The 17,139-nt window shown below is 66.8% G+C and carries 19 protein-coding genes; 9 read left to right on the top strand and 10 right to left on the bottom strand.

Features of this window, described 5'->3' with window-relative positions; all coding sequences use genetic code 11:
- Positions 1 to 15 precede the first annotated feature (15 nt).
- On the bottom strand, positions 16 to 4,584 hold the full coding sequence (locus tag H7J93_RS08415) for an ATP-dependent helicase (RefSeq protein ID WP_267305807.1): 4,569 nt from the start codon (positions 4,582 to 4,584) through the stop codon (positions 16 to 18).
- A gap of 32 nt (positions 4,585 to 4,616) precedes the next feature.
- Positions 4,617 to 5,258: a TetR/AcrR family transcriptional regulator gene (locus tag H7J93_RS08410; protein WP_267305806.1), complete on the bottom strand. Its 642-nt coding sequence runs from the start codon at positions 5,256 to 5,258 to the stop codon at positions 4,617 to 4,619.
- A gap of 78 nt (positions 5,259 to 5,336) precedes the next feature.
- On the opposite strand from H7J93_RS08410, the gene H7J93_RS08405 reads away from it, so the two are divergent.
- Positions 5,337 to 5,783: an SRPBCC family protein gene (locus tag H7J93_RS08405; RefSeq protein WP_267305805.1), complete on the top strand. Its 447-nt coding sequence runs from the start codon at positions 5,337 to 5,339 to the stop codon at positions 5,781 to 5,783.
- A 70-nt stretch (positions 5,784 to 5,853) separates the two neighbouring features.
- Here H7J93_RS08405 and amaB read toward each other — a convergent pair whose 3' ends face one another.
- The gene (amaB, locus tag H7J93_RS08400) at positions 5,854 to 7,428 is read right to left on the bottom strand and encodes an L-piperidine-6-carboxylate dehydrogenase (RefSeq protein ID WP_267305804.1); all 1,575 of its coding nucleotides are present in this window, start codon (positions 7,426 to 7,428) and stop codon (positions 5,854 to 5,856) included.
- A complete protein-coding gene (gene hglS, locus H7J93_RS08395) occupies positions 7,425 to 8,627 on the bottom strand; it encodes a 2-oxoadipate dioxygenase/decarboxylase (RefSeq protein ID WP_267305803.1) in 1,203 nt (400 codons plus the stop codon). Before hglS ends, amaB begins: the two co-directional genes overlap by 4 nt.
- A 33-nt stretch (positions 8,628 to 8,660) precedes the next feature.
- Between hglS and H7J93_RS08390 the strand changes: the two genes are divergently transcribed.
- Both H7J93_RS08390 and lat read left to right on the top strand, forming a co-directional pair.
- The gene (locus tag H7J93_RS08390; protein ID WP_267305802.1) at positions 8,661 to 9,113 is read left to right on the top strand and encodes an Lrp/AsnC family transcriptional regulator; all 453 of its coding nucleotides are present in this window, start codon (positions 8,661 to 8,663) and stop codon (positions 9,111 to 9,113) included.
- Between the two features lie 52 nt (positions 9,114 to 9,165).
- A complete protein-coding gene (gene lat / locus H7J93_RS08385; RefSeq protein WP_267305801.1) occupies positions 9,166 to 10,506 on the top strand; it encodes an L-lysine 6-transaminase in 1,341 nt (446 codons plus the stop codon).
- On the opposite strand, the gene H7J93_RS08380 is transcribed toward lat, so the two are convergent.
- Positions 10,503 to 11,093: a restriction endonuclease gene (locus tag H7J93_RS08380; RefSeq protein ID WP_267305800.1), complete on the bottom strand. Its 591-nt coding sequence runs from the start codon at positions 11,091 to 11,093 to the stop codon at positions 10,503 to 10,505. The two genes, lat and H7J93_RS08380, sit on opposite strands and share 4 nt — an antisense overlap.
- Positions 11,094 to 11,201: 108 nt before the next feature.
- Here H7J93_RS08380 and H7J93_RS08375 point away from each other — a divergent pair, with 108 nt between their 5' ends.
- The 4 genes from H7J93_RS08375 (at position 11,202) to usfY (ending at position 13,358) form a co-directional block, all read left to right on the top strand.
- Positions 11,202 to 11,879: a PAS and ANTAR domain-containing protein gene (locus tag H7J93_RS08375; protein WP_267305799.1), complete on the top strand. Its 678-nt coding sequence runs from the start codon at positions 11,202 to 11,204 to the stop codon at positions 11,877 to 11,879.
- Positions 11,880 to 11,986: 107 nt separating this feature from the next.
- Positions 11,987 to 12,337, top strand: a complete 351-nt coding sequence (locus tag H7J93_RS08370; protein ID WP_372507815.1) for a hypothetical protein — start codon at positions 11,987 to 11,989, stop codon at positions 12,335 to 12,337.
- Positions 12,334 to 12,957 carry a flavodoxin family protein gene (locus H7J93_RS08365; RefSeq protein WP_267305797.1) on the top strand — a complete coding sequence of 208 codons (624 nt, stop codon included), beginning with the start codon at positions 12,334 to 12,336 and terminating at the stop codon, positions 12,955 to 12,957. Before H7J93_RS08370 ends, H7J93_RS08365 begins: the two co-directional genes overlap by 4 nt.
- Positions 12,958 to 13,049: 92 nt before the next feature.
- Positions 13,050 to 13,358, top strand: coding sequence for a protein UsfY (usfY, locus tag H7J93_RS08360; protein WP_267305796.1), 309 nt, complete (start codon positions 13,050 to 13,052; stop codon positions 13,356 to 13,358).
- 60 nt (positions 13,359 to 13,418) lie between these two features.
- Here usfY and mbp1 read toward each other — a convergent pair whose 3' ends face one another.
- From mbp1 to H7J93_RS08340, 4 genes are all read right to left on the bottom strand, one after another.
- The gene (gene mbp1 / locus H7J93_RS08355) at positions 13,419 to 13,658 is read right to left on the bottom strand and encodes a microaggregate-binding protein 1 (protein ID WP_083154374.1); all 240 of its coding nucleotides are present in this window, start codon (positions 13,656 to 13,658) and stop codon (positions 13,419 to 13,421) included.
- 132 nt (positions 13,659 to 13,790) lie between these two features.
- Complete coding sequence (locus H7J93_RS08350; RefSeq protein ID WP_267305795.1) at positions 13,791 to 13,997, bottom strand: hypothetical protein; 207 nt, start codon at positions 13,995 to 13,997, stop codon at positions 13,791 to 13,793.
- A gap of 78 nt (positions 13,998 to 14,075) precedes the next feature.
- On the bottom strand, positions 14,076 to 15,092 hold the full coding sequence (locus H7J93_RS08345) for a DNA topoisomerase IB (protein ID WP_267305794.1): 1,017 nt from the start codon (positions 15,090 to 15,092) through the stop codon (positions 14,076 to 14,078).
- 81 nt (positions 15,093 to 15,173) lie between these two features.
- Entirely contained in the window at positions 15,174 to 15,341 is a 168-nt protein-coding gene (locus H7J93_RS08340) for a hypothetical protein (protein ID WP_267305793.1), read from the bottom strand.
- A gap of 121 nt (positions 15,342 to 15,462) precedes the next feature.
- On the opposite strand from H7J93_RS08340, the gene H7J93_RS08335 reads away from it, so the two are divergent.
- Together H7J93_RS08335 and H7J93_RS08330 are read left to right on the top strand one after the other, a co-directional pair.
- Positions 15,463 to 15,897: an ATP-binding protein gene (locus H7J93_RS08335; RefSeq protein WP_267305792.1), complete on the top strand. Its 435-nt coding sequence runs from the start codon at positions 15,463 to 15,465 to the stop codon at positions 15,895 to 15,897.
- A 62-nt stretch (positions 15,898 to 15,959) separates the two neighbouring features.
- Positions 15,960 to 16,682: an RNA polymerase sigma factor SigF gene (locus tag H7J93_RS08330; protein WP_275989105.1), complete on the top strand. Its 723-nt coding sequence runs from the start codon at positions 15,960 to 15,962 to the stop codon at positions 16,680 to 16,682.
- Here H7J93_RS08330 and H7J93_RS08325 read toward each other — a convergent pair.
- Positions 16,653 to 17,096 carry an STAS domain-containing protein gene (locus tag H7J93_RS08325; RefSeq protein WP_267305791.1) on the bottom strand — a complete coding sequence of 148 codons (444 nt, stop codon included), beginning with the start codon at positions 17,094 to 17,096 and terminating at the stop codon, positions 16,653 to 16,655. The two genes, H7J93_RS08330 and H7J93_RS08325, sit on opposite strands and share 30 nt — an antisense overlap.
- Positions 17,097 to 17,139: the final 43 nt, after the last annotated feature.

Raw genomic sequence — 17,139 nt, 5'->3', positions numbered from 1 at the left:
ACTGTAGGCGTCCCGTCACCGCAGCCGCAGACCCCGAGGTGTGCGCGCGAAGCCTGCGCCTATCAGGGCGTCCTGGACGGCGGCCCGCTGGCCGTCGCTGCCCGGGTCCAGCACCGAGACGCCGTTGACCTTCTCGATGAGGAATCCCTGTACCCGGCCCGCGCTCACCAGATCGGCGAGTGCGGCGGCCGCCGCGACGTGGGCCTCGGTGTCGTCAGTGAAGGTCAGTAGCGAGCGCCCGCCGCGCTCGACGAACCACACCAACTCGCCGTCGACGACCGCCACGAGTGCGCCCGCCTTGCGGCCGGGACGGTGCGCGACATCGGCGGCATCGTCCTCAGTGACTCTGCGGGTGGGCCACGGCAGCGCCGCCCCATAGGGATTCGCCGGGTCGGCGGCGGCCATCACCACCGCGTGGTACTCGCGATGGTCGGGGTCGACGCCGTCGAGGTAGGACCGCAGCCGGTCGACCGTCGATGCCACCGCGAACTGTGCGCCGCCCAGCGATTCCACGAAGTACCCGCGCTGGCATCGACCCGCGTCCTCGAACGCCGTCAGCACCTTGTACAGCATGGCGAAGCCGCCCGGTACCTCTTCCGCGGCGACGGCCCCCTTGGTCAGCACACCGTGGCGGTTGAGCAGCAATTCGGCCTGGAAGTGTGCGCGCACAGTGGATTCCGGCTCCGCGGTCGGAAGCGCCGACCAGCGGCCGGCGACCGTGGGATCGGACGAGCGGGCCTGCGCGTGCGCGACGCTGTAGCGGCTCAACCGCGGCGCGCGCTGACGCTGCCGGTGCGCCGGAGCACCATGACGACCCGTTGATCGACGGGGACCCGACAGCAGGGCCCGCACCGGAGCGAAGGTGTCGCCGGTGACCCAGCCCGCCCAGATCAGTTCCCACAGCGCCTGTTTCAGCTCGTCGTTCGGGTTGTCCGCCAGCTGACGGAAGAAGTAGGCGCCGCCTCGCCCGAGCGTGTCCATGATCGCGCGGTGGGTGTCGGTGAACTCGATCTCGGCTGGCGGCGCGAGCGTCAGCGGCGCTGTGTCGGCCTGGTGGAACGCGATCCAGCCGTCGCCGCCGCCGATCTGGCCCGCACCCGACCAGGTGACCTCTCCCGATGCCAGCAGCTCGTCGAGCATCGCGGGCTGATAGTCGCGGACACGCTGACCGAATACTAACGGCTCGACGGCGGACGCCGGTATCGGCACGCCCGCCAGCTGCTCGATGACCTGGGCTAGACCGTCGACGCCTGCGTTGTGCGTCGAGCCGACCTGCTGCCACGCGGGCAGGAACCGGCCGTACGCGGCGGTGCTGACCGGCTCGACCTGCGCCCGCAGCGCGGCCAGCGACCGGCGGCGCAGGATCTTCAGCACGTCGGCGTCGCACCATTCGGTGGAATCGGCTGCTGTATTGGATGTCGCCGCCGGGGCGGCTCCGGAGGTGAACTCGCCGCGAATCAGCTTGCCGTCGATCGCCATTCGGCCCAGCACGTCGGCGGCCACGCGCAGGCCGAGCCCGAATCGAGCGGCGGCGTCGTGGCTGGTGAACGGTCCGCGCGTGCGGGCGTAGCGACCAAGCAGTTCGCCCAGCGGATCGTCGGCTGCTTCGGTGAAGGCTGTCGGCACCCCGACCGGTACGGCCACCCCGACGCCGTCGCGCAGCAGGCCGATGTCCTCGATGGCCACCCACCACACCTGGTCGGCGAACGACACCGTCAGCACTCGTTTGGCGGCCCGCAGACCGTCGAGCCAACCGCCGATGTCGGTGGTGGTGCACCGTTCGGCGATCTCCGCCTCGGTCAGCGGACCCAGCACCCGCAGCAGGTCGGCGACGCCTTCGGCGTCACGCGCCCGGCGATCCTCGCTGAGGTGCTGCAGCTGGCTCGTGGTCGTCGCGATGACTTGCGGATCGAGTAGCTCGCGCAGCTCCACGCGGCCGAGCAACTCGGCCAGCAGCACACTGTCCAGGGACAGCGCTGCGGCGCGGCGCTCCGCCAGCGGGCTGTCGCCCTCGTACATGAACGCGCCCACATACCCGAACAACAGGGAGGCCGCGAACGGTGAGGGCGTCTGAGTCTCGACCTCGACCACCCGCAGCCGCCGCTGCGCGACCCGGTGCATCAGCTCGGTGAGCGCCGGCACGTCATACACGTCCTGCAGGCATTCGCGCACCGCCTCCAGCACGATCGGGAAGTCCGGGTACTTACGGGCGACGTCGAGAAGCTGTGCCGCGCGCTGACGCTGATGCCACAGCGGCGAGCGCTTACCCGGATGCCGACGCGGCAGAAGCAAAGCGCGCGCGGCACATTCGCGGAATCGTGAGGCGAACAGCGCCGAGCCGCCGACCTCCGCGGTGACGATGGGCTCGATCTCATCGGCGTCGAACACGAAGAGGTCTGCACCAGGCGCCGTGTCCTCGGTGTCGGGCAGCCGCACGATGATGCCGTCGTCGGAGGCCGTCGGCTTCTCGTCGATGCCGTACCGTTCCCGCAGCCTGCGCGATACCGCTAGCGCAAGTGGTCCGTGTACCCGGAGCCCGTAGGGGGAGTGCAGGATGACCCGCCAGTCGCCGAGCTCATCGCGGAACCGCTCGACCACGAACGTCGTGTCCGTCGGCACCGCACCGGTGGCCTGGCGCTGCTCGTCGAGCAGCTGCCACAGGTTGTCCGAGGCGAACTCGTCGAAACCCATTGCGCGGCAACGTTCGGTGAATTCGTCGCGGCCCAGTTGAGCCAGCTCCCCGGTGAACGCGCCGACTGCCGCGCCGAGCTCGGGTGGCCTGCCCACGCTGTCGCCCCGCCAGAACGGCAGTCGGGCCGGCTGTCCCGGCGCCGGAATGACCAGCACCCGATCGTGGGTGATCTCGGTGATGCGCCAGCTGGTGGCACCCAGCGAGATCACATCGCCGGGACGGGACTCGTAGACCATCTCCTCGTCGAGTTCCCCTACCCGCGAGGGCTTTTCGGAGTCGGTGGCCAGATAGACGGTGAACAGACCGCGGTCGGGGATGGCCCCGCCGGAGGTCACCGCGAGTCGTTGTGCGCCGGGGCGGGCGATGAGCGTGCCGGCATCGCGGTCGTACACCAAACGCGGTCGCAGTTCGGCGAACTCGGTCGACGGGTACTTGCCCGACAGCAGATCGAGCGTCGCCTCGAAGGCGCTGCGCGGCAGCGTCGCGAACGGGGCGCTGCGCCGCACCGCGTCGAACCAGCGGTCGGCGTCGAGTGGTTCGAGGGCGCACGCCGCGACGGTGTGCTGCGCCAGCACGTCGAGAGGATTCGCAGGCACCTGCATGGTCTCGATCTCACCGGCGAGCATCCGCTTGACGGTGACCGCGCACCCGATGAGATCCGTTCGATGCTTGGGAAGCAGCACGCCCTGGGAGATCTCGCCGACCTGGTGACCGGCGCGACCGATGCGCTGCAGACCGCTGGCCACCGAAGGCGGCGCCTCGACCTGGATCACCAAATCGACCGCGCCCATGTCGATGCCCAACTCCAGGCTGGACGTCGCGACGACTGCCTTGAGTCGCCCGCTCTTGAGGTCGTCCTCGACCTGCGCGCGCTGCTCCTTGCTCACCGATCCGTGATGCGCGCGGGCCAGCAGTGTCGGGGCGCCGTACGACGCCCCGCTGGCCATCAACTGCGCCGGGAAGCCGCCGCCCACTTTCGGGTTGTGCTCCATGGACAGTTCGACACCGGTGCGGTCGGCGTGAATCTCGTTGAGGCGCGAGGTGAGTCGTTCGGCCAGCCGCCGCGAATTGGCGAAGACGATCGAGCTGTTGTGCGCCTCGATCAGATCGACGATGCGTTCCTCGACGTCGGGCCAGATGGTGTTGTTCTCGAGGTTGGCCATGTCGGGAACGGGCACCGTCACGGACAGGTCGAACGTCTTCGCCGCAGGCGGCGACACGATGGTGGTGCGCGCCTGGCCAGACAGGAAGCGCGCCACCTCTTCGGGCGGCCGGACCGTCGCGGACAGCCCGATGCGCTGGGCGGGCTTGTTGAGAAGCTGGTCGAGCCGCTCCAGTGAAAGCGCCAGGTGGGCCCCGCGCTTGGTGCCGGCGACGGCATGGACCTCGTCGACGATGACGGTTTGCACCTCGGTCAGCGTTTCGCGGGCCGCCGAGGTGAGCATCAGAAACAGCGACTCGGGAGTGGTGATGAGGATGTCGGGCGGCCGCGTGATGAGCTCGCGGCGCCGGGCGGGGGTGGTGTCACCGGAGCGCACGCCGACAGAGATGTCGGGTGCGGCGGTCCCGCTGCGCTCGGCGAGGCGGCCGATACCGGTCAACGGCGTCCGCAGGTTGCGCTCGACGTCGACGGCCAATGCCTTGAGCGGCGAAACGTAGAGCACTCGTGTGCCTGCGCCTGCGGGCCGGGGTTCCGACGATACGAGGCGGTCGATGGCCCATAGAAACGCGGCCAGCGTCTTGCCGGACCCGGTGGGGGCGATGACCAACGTGTTGTCGCCGTCGGCGATGGCAGACCAGGCCTGCTCCTGAGCCGGCGTCGGCTCCGCGAACGTGCCCGTGAACCACTGACGGGTCAGTGGGCTGAAGCGGGCGAGCGCGGCGGTGCTCATTCAGCCATCGTGCCGGAGGGCACCGACATATTTCAGGGGCGTGCGGCCGCGATGGCCTCCGACAGCACTTCCGGGATCCCCGGCACCCGAGCGACCAGGTCGAACAGGGCGTGCGTACACGCGTCCGCGACGGTGTTGACGTCGGTCGACGGATCGAGCATCCGCTGGCGGCACATCTCGAGAACGAACGCCAGCCATCCATAGATGACGATGCGCAGGTCGCGTTCGACCTTGGCATCGAGCTGGTCGCCGGCGAGACCGTGGACGATGCGTTCGGCCTGACGGTCGTTGTCGACGTCCTCGATGCCGCGCAGCACGGGGTCGGAGCGACCGATGCCCACGTGGGCGGCCCATGCGACGTTGGGATTGGCCTCGTAGTAGCGGAGGTAGGCGAGGACGCCCTCGCGCACCTGCTCGAACAGACCCAGACCGGGTTGAAGCGGTGCGTTGGTGGCTTCGAAGAGCCGTTCGCTCTCGGCGCTGACCACCGCGGCGAAGAACGCCCGCTTGTCGGGGAAGTAGTGATACATCAACGCGCGGGACACGCCCGCCTTCTCGGCGATCTCGTCGATGCGAACCTCGTCGTAGGGGCGTTGTCCGAACACCTCGGCGCCCAGTGCGAGCAGCTCTTTGCGTCGATCCTCGGGCGACAGCCGGCGGCGAGGTTCTGACATATCGACAGTCTAATTGACACATGTCCAACAAGTGCGTAACCGACTGTTCGGCTGCTGGTTCGACCCTAGACTGACCCAGTGATCGAGTTGCGGGTCGAACGCACCATCGCGGCGGCACCCGAGCGGGTGTTCGATTGGCTCGCCGACCCGACGAGCCTCAAGGCTGCGCCACTCGTCCTCGGCGCCAGGCTGGCCAAAGGGTCGTCGGAGCTGAAAGCAGGCGCGGTCCGGGTGGTGACCGGCACCGGCATGTGGTTCGAAGAGGAGTACACGGCGTACGACCCGCCGCGCAGCTTCTCCTATCTGATTCTGCGGTCGGTCCCCGGCTTCGTCCACGAGGGCGGGACGTTGACTTTCACTCCGCAGGGTGAAGGCACCCACGTCGACTGGGTCACCAAGTACACCCATCCGCTTTGGTCGGGTGGCAAGGCATTCGAGACAGTAAGCTCACGACTGCTGCGGTGGAGCTTTCTCGCCGTCCTCGACGGCTGCGCCAAGGCTGGAGTCATAGCGCGCCGAACGTGAACACACGGCGAAAAACGCGGCCGAATTTCGCACTGGTGTCACGTTCGGCGGGCAAGGCGCTCAATGCGTGCTAGCCGAAGTGCACGCCCTGTGCCAATGGCAGCTCGGACGAGTAGTTGACGGTGTTGGTGGCCCGGCGCATGTACGCCTTCCATGAGTCCGAGCCGGACTCGCGCCCACCGCCCGTCTGCTTTTCGCCACCGAACGCGCCGCCGATCTCGGCACCCGACGTACCGATGTTGACGTTGGCGATACCGCAGTCCGAGCCGTCGGCGGACATGAAACGCTCCGCCTCGCGCACGTCCGTGGTGAAGATCGACGACGAAAGACCCTGTGGCACCGCATTGTTCAGCGCGATTGCCTCATCCAGGTCCTCGTAGGTCAGCACATAGAGAATTGGTGCGAACGTCTCGGTATGCACCACCTCGGTCTGTGCGGGCATGCGGACGACGGCGGGCGCGACGTAGTAGGCGCTTTCATCTCCGAGTTCGTGCCGCTCACCGCCGAGCACCTCACCGCCGTCGGCGCGGGCCTGCTCCAGCGCCTTGATCATGTCGCGGTAGGCGGTTTCGTGGATCAACGGGCCGACCAGCGTCCCGTCGGCCGCCGGATCGCCGATCGGTAGCTGCCGGTACGCGGACACGATCCTGCCGACGAGTTCGTCGGCGACCGAGGAATGCACGATCAGGCGGCGCAAGGTCGTGCACCGCTGGCCGGCCGTGCCTGCGGCGGAGAACACGATGCCGCGCACCGCGAGGTCGAGGTCGGCCGACGGCGTGACGATGGCAGCGTTGTTGCCGCCGAGTTCGAGCAGCACCTTTCCGAACCGCGCCGCGACCCGCGGCCCGACCTGATGACCCATCCGAACCGAACCCGTCGCGCTCACCAGCGCCACCCGCGGATCGTCGACGAGGCGCTCACCGATCTCACGGCCACCCTGAATGAGCCGGCTGACTCCCCGCGGCGCCCCAACCTCGTCGGCTGCGCGCTCGATCAACGCCTGACAGGCCAGCGCCGTCAGCGGGGTGAGCTCCGAGGGCTTCCAGACGACGGTGTCGCCGCACACCAATGCGATCGCGGTGTTCCAGGCCCAGACCGCAACCGGGAAGTTGAACGCCGTGATCACCCCGACGACGCCGAGCGGATGCCAGGTCTCCATCAGCCGGTGGCCGGGGCGCTCGGATGCGATGGTCTTGCCGTACAGCTGACGCGAGAGGCCGACGGCGAACTGGCAGATGTCGATCATCTCCTGCACTTCGCCGAGGGCTTCGGAAGTGATCTTGCCGGCCTCCACCGTGACGAGCGTCGCGACATCGGCCTTATGCTCGACCAGCAGCTCACCGAGCCGCGCCACCAGCGCACCGCGGACGGGCGCCGGGGTCGTCCGCCACGATGTAAATGCCTGCGCGGCTTCGGCAATGGCGGTATCCGCCTGCTCCGGAGTCGTTTCCGCGATCGTGAACAGCACGTCGCCGGTGATCGGGGTGCTGGCCTGCAAGCGTGAGCCGGATGTCGCCGGCCGAGCGGCTCCGTGGCCGCCCGGCTCGCCCAGTTCTACTCGCGAACCGACAGCCGCCAGAGCATCGCGGACCCGGGCGCGCAGATCGTCGGCGGTGGGGAGCTGTGATTTCTGCATAGTGGTCATGATGACGCGGCTTTCTCGTAGAGATCGTAGGGATCGTGAATGTGGTGACCGATCTGGCCGGCCATCCAGTGCATGCTGTAGTCCGACTCGTCGGCCCCATCTGAGGTCTGTGCGTCGGCGTCGAGATTGGATCGGAAGATGCCCGCCGCAGAGGCCGGCAAGAAGTCCTCGTAGACAACGGGTTTGGACGGATCGCCGCCGTGGTAGTAGGCCAGCCCCGCCGCGGCCATCTCCTCATGGGTGGTGGGGAAGTGGTCGGCCCACGCCGCGACCGGATCTACCGCGTCCATCGCCGCGTCGTAGCGTTGCCTGCCCTCGGCAGTCAGCGCCACCCCGCGTGACTCGACCTCGCCGAAGCGCACGCGCAGCGTGCCGTCGGAGACCACGCCGTTGTCATCGCGGAAGCGTCGTGGCTCGGCGAGCGCCCGAAACGACGTCTGCCGCAACAACACATCCGGTCCCTCGGTGCGGGGCGGACCCTGGATCGCGTCGATCATCGCCACCCCGCGCTGCGACATCCGTCGGTATAACTCGTCGATGTCGAGCACGCGTGGTGTCAGGTGATTGATGTGCGTGGTGGCGACACCGGCGATGTCTGCCGCCACCGCCGACACGCGGCTCAGCTCGTCATACCATCCCCGGTCGACCGGCTCCCGTGACAACGCGAATGCGGCAACGGCGCGGCCAACGAACCTTTGCGCGAACTCGCGGTCGGTGCCGCCATCGGCGGCGATGCGGCGCGCGTCATCGATCAGCGCCGGATCGAAAAGTTGCCTCGCGGCGAGGCGGCGCTCGACACGGGCGCGCAGGTCGGGGGAGAAGAATCGCTGATCGGACGTCGCGAGCATGGATGTGAACACCCGGAACGGGTTGCGCTCCAACTCATCTGCATCGATCGGCCGGAACGCCGTCGACACGACCGGAACGGGTGATTCGGCGTCGCGCAGATCGTAGAAGCCGACCGGATACATGCCGAACGCCGCGAACAGCTCTGCCACGTCCGCGAGCTCGCGCGGGCTGCCGACCCGGATCGCGCCATGACGCTCCGCGGTCACCCGCTCGGTCGCGCCCAGTTCGCGGTTCACTTCCGCGCTGACCTCCAGCAGCGTGGAGTAGAGCGGCACTTCGGCGGCATACAACCGCGACAGGGCCGCCGCGAACTGCGCACGCAGCTGCCACGTCGGGACACGCAAGCTCATCGCCACACGTCCTCGCTCGGATACAGTGCGGCCATGAGCGAACCGCTCGACGACATCGACCGGGTGCTGGCGCGCGAATTGGTCGCCGACGGACGGGCCACGCTGGCCCACCTCGCGTCGGTAGCGGGGTTGTCGGTATCAGCGGTCCAGTCACGGGTACGACGCCTCGAGGCGCGGGGTGTGATCGTCGGGTACTCGGCCAGGATCAACCCCGAAGCCGTCGGCAACATGCTGTCGGCGTTCGTGGCCATCACTCCCCTCGATCCCTCTCAACCCGATGATGCGCCCGCGCGGCTCGAACACATCGATGCCATCGAGTCATGTCACTCGGTGGCCGGCGATGAGAGCTACGTGCTGCTTGTGCGGGTCGAGTCCGCGCGGGCGCTTGAAGACTTGCTGCAACGAATCCGAACGGCGGCGAACGTACGCACTCGAAGCACCATCATCTTACAAACTTTTTACGATAGACGCGACTCTGTGCCGTAACACTTACGGTCAGACGGTCTGGAGACCGTAAATCTTCTGTTAAAATCGGTCTATGACCGCCCTCCTGTCGCACTCTGTCCACGATGCCGCCGTGGCCTCGCCGGTCGGCCCGCACGACGTTCGCGCCGTGCTGGCCCGCAGCATCCTGGCCGACGGCCTGGACCTCGTCCTCGACATCGACCGCTCGCGCGGTTCGCATCTTGTCGACGCCCGGACCGGCAAGCGGTATCTCGACATGTTCACGTTCTTCGCGTCGTCGGCGCTGGGTATGAACCATCCGGCGTTGGCGGATGACGAGGACTTCCTTGCCGAACTCGCGCAGGCCGCGGTCAACAAGCCGAGCAACTCCGATGTCTACAGCGTGCCCATGGCGCGTTTCGTCGCCACGTTCGCGCGCGTGCTCGGCGACCCGGCGCTACCTCACCTCTTCTTCGTCGACGGCGGAGCGTTGGCCGTCGAGAACGCGCTGAAGGTGGCGTTCGACTGGAAGAGCAGACACAACGAGGCGCGCGGCATCGACCCTGCGCTCGGCACCAAGGTGCTGCATCTGCGTGGCGCCTTCCACGGCCGCAGCGGCTACACGCTCTCGCTGACCAACACCGACCCCAACAAGGTTGCGCGTTTCCCCAAGTTCGTCTGGCCCCGCATCGACGCCCCGTACCTGCGGCCAGGGGCCGATATGGACGCAGTCGAGGCGGAGTCGCTTCGCCAGGCGCGCGCGGCGTTCGAAAGCAACCCGCACGACATCGCCTGCTTCATCGCGGAGCCCATCCAGGGTGAGGGCGGCGACCGCCACTTCCGCCCGCAGTTCTTCGCGGCGATGCGGGCACTGTGCGACGAGTTCGACGCTCTGCTCATCTTCGACGAGGTCCAGACCGGCTGCGGCATGACCGGAACCCCTTGGGCCTACCAGCAATTGGGAGTCGCTCCCGACGTGGTCGCATTCGGCAAGAAGACTCAGGTGTGCGGCGTCATGGCGGGCCGGCGTGTCGACGAGGTGTCCGAAAACGTCTTCACCGTCAGCTCTCGCATCAACTCGACGTGGGGCGGCAACCTGGCCGACATGGTGCGCTCGCGGCGCATTCTGGAAATCATCGAATCGGACAACCTGATGGCGCGCGCCGCCAGGACTGGCCGACACCTTCTCGACCGGCTTGCCCAGCTCGCCGAAGAATTCCCTGGCCAGGTGCTCGACGTCCGAGGTCGTGGGCTGATGTGCGCGTTCAGCCTGCCGTCCACTGCGCAGCGCGATGAGCTGCTCGCCAAGTTGTGGGATCGAGGGGTGATCATGCTTGGCAGCGGTGCCGACAGCGTGCGGTTCCGGCCGGCGCTGACGGTGTCGCGGGAGGAGATCGACATCGCGGTCGATGCCCTGCGTGACGCGCTGCGCTAAACCTCGGTCGGTGTTGAGGGCCCGGTCAGCCGCCGGATCGTCGCGCGGAGGCGACTGAGCTCCGCTCCGCTCACCAGCTCGCAGCCGTGCAGTTCGGCGAGTTTGCGTGCAGCAGGGGTGAATTCGTGGTTTGTGACGACCATGGTCCTGGCGCAATCCTGCATCGGTGCACCGGCGACCACCTCCTGCACCGCACTTGCGCCGACGGGGCGCGACTGCCGTTTGCATTGAATGGCAAGACGATTCGGCCGCTTGCCGACGATGATGTCGACACCCCAGTCACCGCTGAGCGGCGTCATGATGACCGGCGCACCGCTCGATCGTGCGATCCGCGCGACGTAATCCTCGAATTCGGTGCCGGTCAACGCGGCGGCCGGGTCCTCGCGCGGGTGCGGGGTGCGCATGCCGACGAGCGCCCCGCGGACGAAGCGCGGCGCCGCCGCCAGGAGCATCGGCGCGACCACGGCGACCGCAAGGCTCCACCCGGGTGACGCCCCCAGCCCCCACGTCGACAAACCGGCCACGACCCCGGCGGGCAACAGCCACTTCAGCACCACGCGGCGAATCGTAGGGGCGCGCACCGACATTCCCGACGTGCCTCGCCGTTTGGGCCGCGGTTCAGGCTTCTGTCCGATAAGCGAAATTTCGTACCAGGTGCAATGTTCCGTCGCAGGTAACCGGGTTAATCTGCAGTTATGACCGACGAGGTGGCCGCCGACGACGGGCAGACGCCCATCGAGCATGCCGACGGTGGCGGGGATCCCCAGCGCGTCGGGTCGTTCAAGTACTACTTCGCCGATGAGCGCTGGGAATGGTCACCCCAGGTACAACGGATGCACGGTTACACGGGCGACGTCGTGCCCACCACCGAGCTGGTGCTGTCGCACAAGCATCCCGACGACTACGGCCAGGTCGCCGCCACACTCGACGAGATCCGCCGGACGGCGGGCGCGTTCTCCACCAGGCACCGCATCGTCGACACCCACGGCGAGGTACACCACGTCGTCGTGGTCGGTGACCAGATGTTCGACGACACCGGGACCGTGATCGGAACCCACGGCTTCTACGTCGACGTCACGCCGTCGGTTCAGCAGCGCCACGACCGGTTCGTCACCGAGGCGGTCGCGGAGATCGCCGAGGCGCGGGCCCTGATCGAGCAGGCAAAGGGCATGCTGATGGTCATCTACCGGATCAGCGCCGACTCTGCGTTCGAACTGCTCAGGTGGCGTTCGCAGGAAACCAACACCAAGTTGCGGACGCTGGCCGAGCAGATCGTCAGGGATTTCCTGGAGCTCCGGTACGACGACGAGCTACCGCCCCGCAGCGCGTACGACAGGCTACTGCTCACCGCGCATAACCGCGTCGCATCCTGAGGTTTATCCGCTCCTGGCGGCGGGAATTCTCTGGCACGTCTTCGCCACCCAAATGGCTTCACCACCGAATACGGGAGTGCTCGTCTGTGTATCAGAGTCCTGGCCGTGTGCAACAAGACGACGCAGGAATCCGCGACGCCGTCCGTTTCGGGGCAATCGTTGCCGTCGCGGGAATCGCGTTCGTGGTCACCGCCATCGTGTGGGTGAGTACCTGCAGCGGCGCGACGGCAGACACAGTTGCATGCGGAGCCCCGCAACGCGCCATGCTGGCGCTAGGTGCACCAATCATCCTTTTGATCGGCTCATTGCGCGCCTTCGTCCGGACCTACCAGACGTGGCGCAGGGGTGAGACCTGGTGGGCATGGCAGGGCGTCGGCTGGTTCCTGCTGACGATGATGCTGCTCGTTCTGACCATGAGCATGGCGCCCATCGCCGGGCCCGCGTTGGTCGGAGGATGACCACCGCGCAGCCGTCGCTGACGGCCGTCGCGCTGGTGTGCAGCCTCAAACGTAGTCCGGCACAGTCGAGTAGCGAGTTGATCGCCGAGCACGTATGCGCAGAACTGCGCTCCCACGGGGTGAAGACCGAGTCGTTGCGCTGCGCCGACTACGCGATTTCGCCTGGCGTGGAGGCGGATATGGGGGAGGGCGACGAATGGCCCCGCATCCGCGAGAAGCTGCTGGATTGCGACATCCTGGTCCTGGCGACACCGGTATGGCTCGGTCACCCCTCGAGCGTCGCGCAGCGCGTGCTCGAGCGCTTGGACGCCGAACTGTCCAACACCGACGACGCCGAGCGGCCGGTGATGGTGGGCAAGGTGGCGCTGGTCGCGGTCGTCGGAAACGAGGACGGGGCACACAAGGTCGTCGCCGACTGCTTCCAGGGACTCAACGACATCGGCTACACCATCCCCGCCCAGGGATGCACGTATTGGAACGGCGAGGCCATGCAGTCCGGCGACTACAAGGACCTCGACGAGGTGCCCGAGGCGGTCGCTTCCACCACCGCCGCCGCGGCCCGCAACGCCGCCCATCTGGCCGGTGTGCTGCGTGAACAGCAGTACCCGCCTTACCAGTGATGTCGTTTCTGGCACAACGCCGTCCGGTAGGCCTACCGTGGATATCAGCCCACGCAGGGCGGCTTCAGGGTACGTCGGAGAAAGGAGTACCGATGAAAGGCCCGAAAGATCCCGTTGACCACGCCAGGACAACGCGCCCGCACGCCGGGGAGTCGATGAAGGACAACAAGATCATGCCGGGGCTCATCGTGATCGGGGTGGCCCTTGTGCTGTTTGTCTCGTGCTTGGCGGCGTTCGCCACGCGTCATCAGGATGTCGGCCTGACGCTGGCGTCCGTGGCCGTTGCGGGATTCATCGTCGGCGGCGGCTGGCTGCTGATCGAACACCTGCGGGTGCGTCGGATCGAAGACCGTTGGTACGCAGAGCATCCCGATGCGCTGCGGCAACGGCCCAGCAGTTAGACACCACACGAAAAGGGCCCAGCCGAACGAATCGGCTGGGCCCTTCCGCGTTAGGTCTTCCTATCGCTGCTCGGCCTCTTGGCGCTTCTCAGCAGCTTTGGCGCCACCGCGAGCGGCTTCGGCCTCGGCTTCCTTCTGCGCCGCATCCTGCTGCGCATCGGCCTTGTCCTGCTGGGCCTTGCCTTCGCGGACCATGTCGTCACGCCCGGTCACGGTGCCAACCGCTTCCTTGGCCTTACCCTTCACGTCCTCGACGGCGCCCTTGATGCCTTCTTCGGGACCACTGTTCTTCTCGGTCATAGTTGCCTTTCCGCTATTTGCAGTGGATTGGCCGTGCCCACTTTTCTCCAGCGGGGGCCACGGGGAAATCTCCCGCAACCGGTGGGTACCCGAGCGCGCCGGTGGTAAACGCTCCAGTGCGGACGCTGAGACCTATCCCTCGTCGGGTGAGAACTCGTCGGGGTCGACTTCGACCACCTCCAGCTGCTCCTGCCAGTCGGCAGGGGTGACCTCCAGCGGCGGTTCGGTCGGCGGCTCAGCTGATGCCTCGTCATCCAGGTCCGGTTCACGGACCGGACGCAGTTGCTCAGCGGCATCGGCCAGGGGCACGTCGTCGGGAAGGTCTGTGCTTTCGCGCATGATGTTCGAGGATACCCTTGCCGCAGATCCGAAAACGGTTCGGCGCTTGAGTTTTTAGATTCAACGACACCTGGCTTGCTAGCCCTTCGCGACCTTGCGGATCAACCGTGCGGTGCCGCTGTCCAGAATTGCCTGGCGCTTGTCCACTGCTTTGGTTTTCGCGGCGCGCCGGGCGGCGGCGGCGATCGTGAGGCCGGACTCATATCCCTCCACGACGCGGGGGTCGACGTAGGACCCCCGGGCCACCGCGGGGGTATTGCCGAGTTCCTCGGCGACCTCCTTCATGACAGCCGATTCCACCCGCTTGATCACCGATTTGTTCGCCGGCGGATCGGCGTCGACGAATGCCGCCGCCGCCAGGACCGTGCCGTGCCAGGTGCGCAGATCCTTGACCGTGTACTCGTCGCCGACAAGCTCTTTGAAGCGGCCATTGAGATCGTCGGCGTGCAGTTCGGCCCAGCCGGAACCGTTGCGGCACACCAGCAACCGCTCGGTGCGATCGGGTCTGCGCATCAGCGCTCGCACCGATCGCACCACCTCGGAGTCCTCGATCTTGAGGGTCCGGCGCACCCCGCTCTTGGCCGGATAGTCGAACTCGACGGCGTCCTGCGCAAGCGTCACGTGTTCGCAGAGCAGTGTCGCAAGGCCGAACGAGTTGTTCTCCTCGGCGTATTGTTCTGACCCCGATCGGAAGTATCCGAGATCGAGCAGCTGCAGTGCCAGCGCGATCACGCGGTCTCGGGTGAGTCCGCGGCCACGCAGGTCCGAGGCGATCTGCTGACGCATCTCGGGTAGTGCTGCGGACATGTGCAGTGCGCGGTCGAACTTCTCCTCGGTGCGTTCCTCCTGCCATTTCTGGTGGTAGAGGTACTGCCTGCGGCCGGCGGCGTCGGTCCCGACCGCCTGGATGTGGCCATTGGGATATGAGCAGATCCAGACCTTCTTCCAGGCCGGTGGGATCACGAGGTCCTTGATGCGGCCAAGCGTCTCCTCGTCGGTGACCGGCGAACCGTCGGGGTAGTAATACGAGAACCCGCGACCCCTACGCACCCGGCGGAGTCCGGGACCGCGCACCTGGCTACGTCGAAGCCGCATGTTTGGCGCGTGACCAGGTGAGGGTATGGATGTCAGACCATGCCGACTCACGAACCAACACGGACAGCCCCATCTTCGGTGTCACTGCATCATCGGCGCCAGGATGATGAACGCCCCGGCGTATATCGCCACCACGATCAAGATCAGTCCAACCAGCACCAGCCCGGCCGTGACGATGATCCGACGCAGGCCTCGGGTGCCACCCGGGTTCGCGTCGCCGAGCCGGCCGTGCGACTCCACCTGCTTCATAACCGTGGATTACCCGGCCCCGCTACTCGGCACACGTCGGCCTTGGCCGGCTCCGGATGTGTCCATGGGTAACTGGGACTCGACCTGGGGTAACCTCGCTTCAACATTGCCGGGAGGTCAAATGGCCGACGTTGCTAAATCAAACAACGGGCACCAACGCAAAGCTGGGTCGGTCGAACTCCGAGTGGCCGCCACACTGGAAAACCTTGCGGTGCTTCGGACGCTCGTCGCCGCTGTGGCCACGTACGAGGATCTGGACTTCGACTCCGTCGCCGACCTGCGCCTGGCCGTCGACGAAGCATGCACGCGGCTGATCCGGTGCGCCGTCCCGGACGCGACGCTGTTGCTGGTCGTCGACCCCCAGGACGACGCGGTTGTCATCCACGCGTCGACGACATGCAAGAGTCCCGACATCCTGGCCCCCGGAAGCTTCAGCTGGCATGTGCTGAGCTCGCTGACCGACGACGTGCGGACCTTCCAAGACGGGCAGGGCCCTGACGAAGGGCAGGTGTTTGGGATTTCGATGACGACGAGGCGAGCGAGCTCGCTGCAGTGAGCCCCTCGACGTCACAGGGTTCGTCGTCGAGATCGAACTCTGAGTACGCGGATGTCGCCGACATGTTCCGCGAACTCGAGGGCGTACCCGAAGATACGGCGGCCTTCCAACGGCAGCGGGACCGCATCGTCGAGCGCTGCTTGCCCCTGGCCGACCACATCGCCCGCCGATTCGACGGACGCGGGGAATCCCGCGACGATCTCGTCCAGGTGGCACGAGTCGGCCTGGTCAACGCGGTGATCCGGTTCGACGTGAACGCCGGTTCGGACTTCGTCTCGTTCGCGGTGCCGACGATCATGGGAGAGGTCCGCCGACACTTCCGGGACAACAGTTGGTCGGTGAAGGTGCCCCGCAGGCTGAAGGAACTTCACCTCCGGCTGGGCGCCGCGACCGCGGAACTGTCGCAGCGGCTGGGGCGTGCCCCCACCGCCTCGGAGCTGGCCGCCGAGCTCGACATGGACCGAGACGAGGTCATCGAGGGTCTGGTGGCCGGCAGCTCCTACAACACGCTGTCGATCGACAGTGGCGGCAGCGGCACCGAGGATGCCCCGGCGATCGCCGACACCCTCGGCGACGTCGATCTGGGACTCGATCAGATCGAGAACCGAGAAGCGTTGCGGCCGTTGCTCGAAGCGCTTCCAGAGCGCGAACGCACAGTGCTGTTGCTGCGATTCTTCGAATCGCTCACGCAGACACAGATCGCGGAGCGCGTCGGCATCTCCCAGATGCACGTGTCCCGACTGCTGGCGAAGTCGCTAGCGCGCCTCCGAGACCAGCTTGAGTGACGCCCGCCGTTTCTCCTGAACCGCGGACAGCGCGCTGTCCAGCCTGCCGTAGAACGGCAGGGCCGACTCGGGGTCGCAGATCTCGAGCAATCTCGTGACCGCCGCGCTTGGCACCGAAGCCCATCTGATGGATTCTCCCGCACACCGGATGTTCAGCGCGTGCAACGCCGAAAAGCCAGAGGTGCCAAAGAATTCCACTTCGCTCATGTCGAGTACCAGGTTCTCGATGCGATCGCCGTGCTGCATCGCGTAGTCGACCAGGTCCTGTGCGTTCGCGGCATCGATCTCGCCTTGTGCCGTGATCACGGCGGTGTTCGGTCCTAGCAATCGGGTCGCGAAGTGCGCCGTATGTGCATCGGCATGCTCGATCGGGGTTTCCGGCTCGGGCTGCCGGGTATCTGTCGTAGTGGACATATGTGACTCCATCAGTGAATACGCGATTCGTACTGTGGCTCAC

It is taken from the genome of Mycobacterium barrassiae (assembly GCF_025822765.1).
GTDB classification, from domain to species: Bacteria; Actinomycetota; Actinomycetes; order Mycobacteriales; family Mycobacteriaceae; genus Mycobacterium; species Mycobacterium barrassiae.
Note: the sequence above shows the minus strand (reverse complement) of the source record. Positions and strands in the feature narration are given on the sequence as shown.

Coding starts and splice junctions, on each gene's coding strand:
- H7J93_RS08415 (WP_267305807.1), bottom strand. CDS start 4,584: ATGAGCACCGCCGCGCTCGCCCGCTTCAGCCCACTGACCCGTCAGTGG.
- H7J93_RS08410 (WP_267305806.1), bottom strand. CDS start 5,258: ATGTCAGAACCTCGCCGCCGGCTGTCGCCCGAGGATCGACGCAAAGAG.
- amaB (WP_267305804.1), bottom strand. CDS start 7,428: ATGACCACTATGCAGAAATCACAGCTCCCCACCGCCGACGATCTGCGC.
- hglS (WP_267305803.1), bottom strand. CDS start 8,627: ATGAGCTTGCGTGTCCCGACGTGGCAGCTGCGTGCGCAGTTCGCGGCG.
- H7J93_RS08390 (WP_267305802.1), top strand. CDS start 8,661: ATGAGCGAACCGCTCGACGACATCGACCGGGTGCTGGCGCGCGAATTG.
- lat (WP_267305801.1), top strand. CDS start 9,166: ATGACCGCCCTCCTGTCGCACTCTGTCCACGATGCCGCCGTGGCCTCG.
- H7J93_RS08380 (WP_267305800.1), bottom strand. CDS start 11,093: ATGTCGGTGCGCGCCCCTACGATTCGCCGCGTGGTGCTGAAGTGGCTG.
- H7J93_RS08375 (WP_267305799.1), top strand. CDS start 11,202: ATGACCGACGAGGTGGCCGCCGACGACGGGCAGACGCCCATCGAGCAT.
- H7J93_RS08365 (WP_267305797.1), top strand. CDS start 12,334: ATGACCACCGCGCAGCCGTCGCTGACGGCCGTCGCGCTGGTGTGCAGC.
- usfY (WP_267305796.1), top strand. CDS start 13,050: ATGAAAGGCCCGAAAGATCCCGTTGACCACGCCAGGACAACGCGCCCG.
- mbp1 (WP_083154374.1), bottom strand. CDS start 13,658: ATGACCGAGAAGAACAGTGGTCCCGAAGAAGGCATCAAGGGCGCCGTC.
- H7J93_RS08350 (WP_267305795.1), bottom strand. CDS start 13,997: ATGCGCGAAAGCACAGACCTTCCCGACGACGTGCCCCTGGCCGATGCC.
- H7J93_RS08345 (WP_267305794.1), bottom strand. CDS start 15,092: ATGCGGCTTCGACGTAGCCAGGTGCGCGGTCCCGGACTCCGCCGGGTG.
- H7J93_RS08340 (WP_267305793.1), bottom strand. CDS start 15,341: ATGAAGCAGGTGGAGTCGCACGGCCGGCTCGGCGACGCGAACCCGGGT.
- H7J93_RS08335 (WP_267305792.1), top strand. CDS start 15,463: ATGGCCGACGTTGCTAAATCAAACAACGGGCACCAACGCAAAGCTGGG.
- H7J93_RS08330 (WP_275989105.1), top strand. CDS start 15,960: ATGTTCCGCGAACTCGAGGGCGTACCCGAAGATACGGCGGCCTTCCAA.
- H7J93_RS08325 (WP_267305791.1), bottom strand. CDS start 17,096: ATGTCCACTACGACAGATACCCGGCAGCCCGAGCCGGAAACCCCGATC.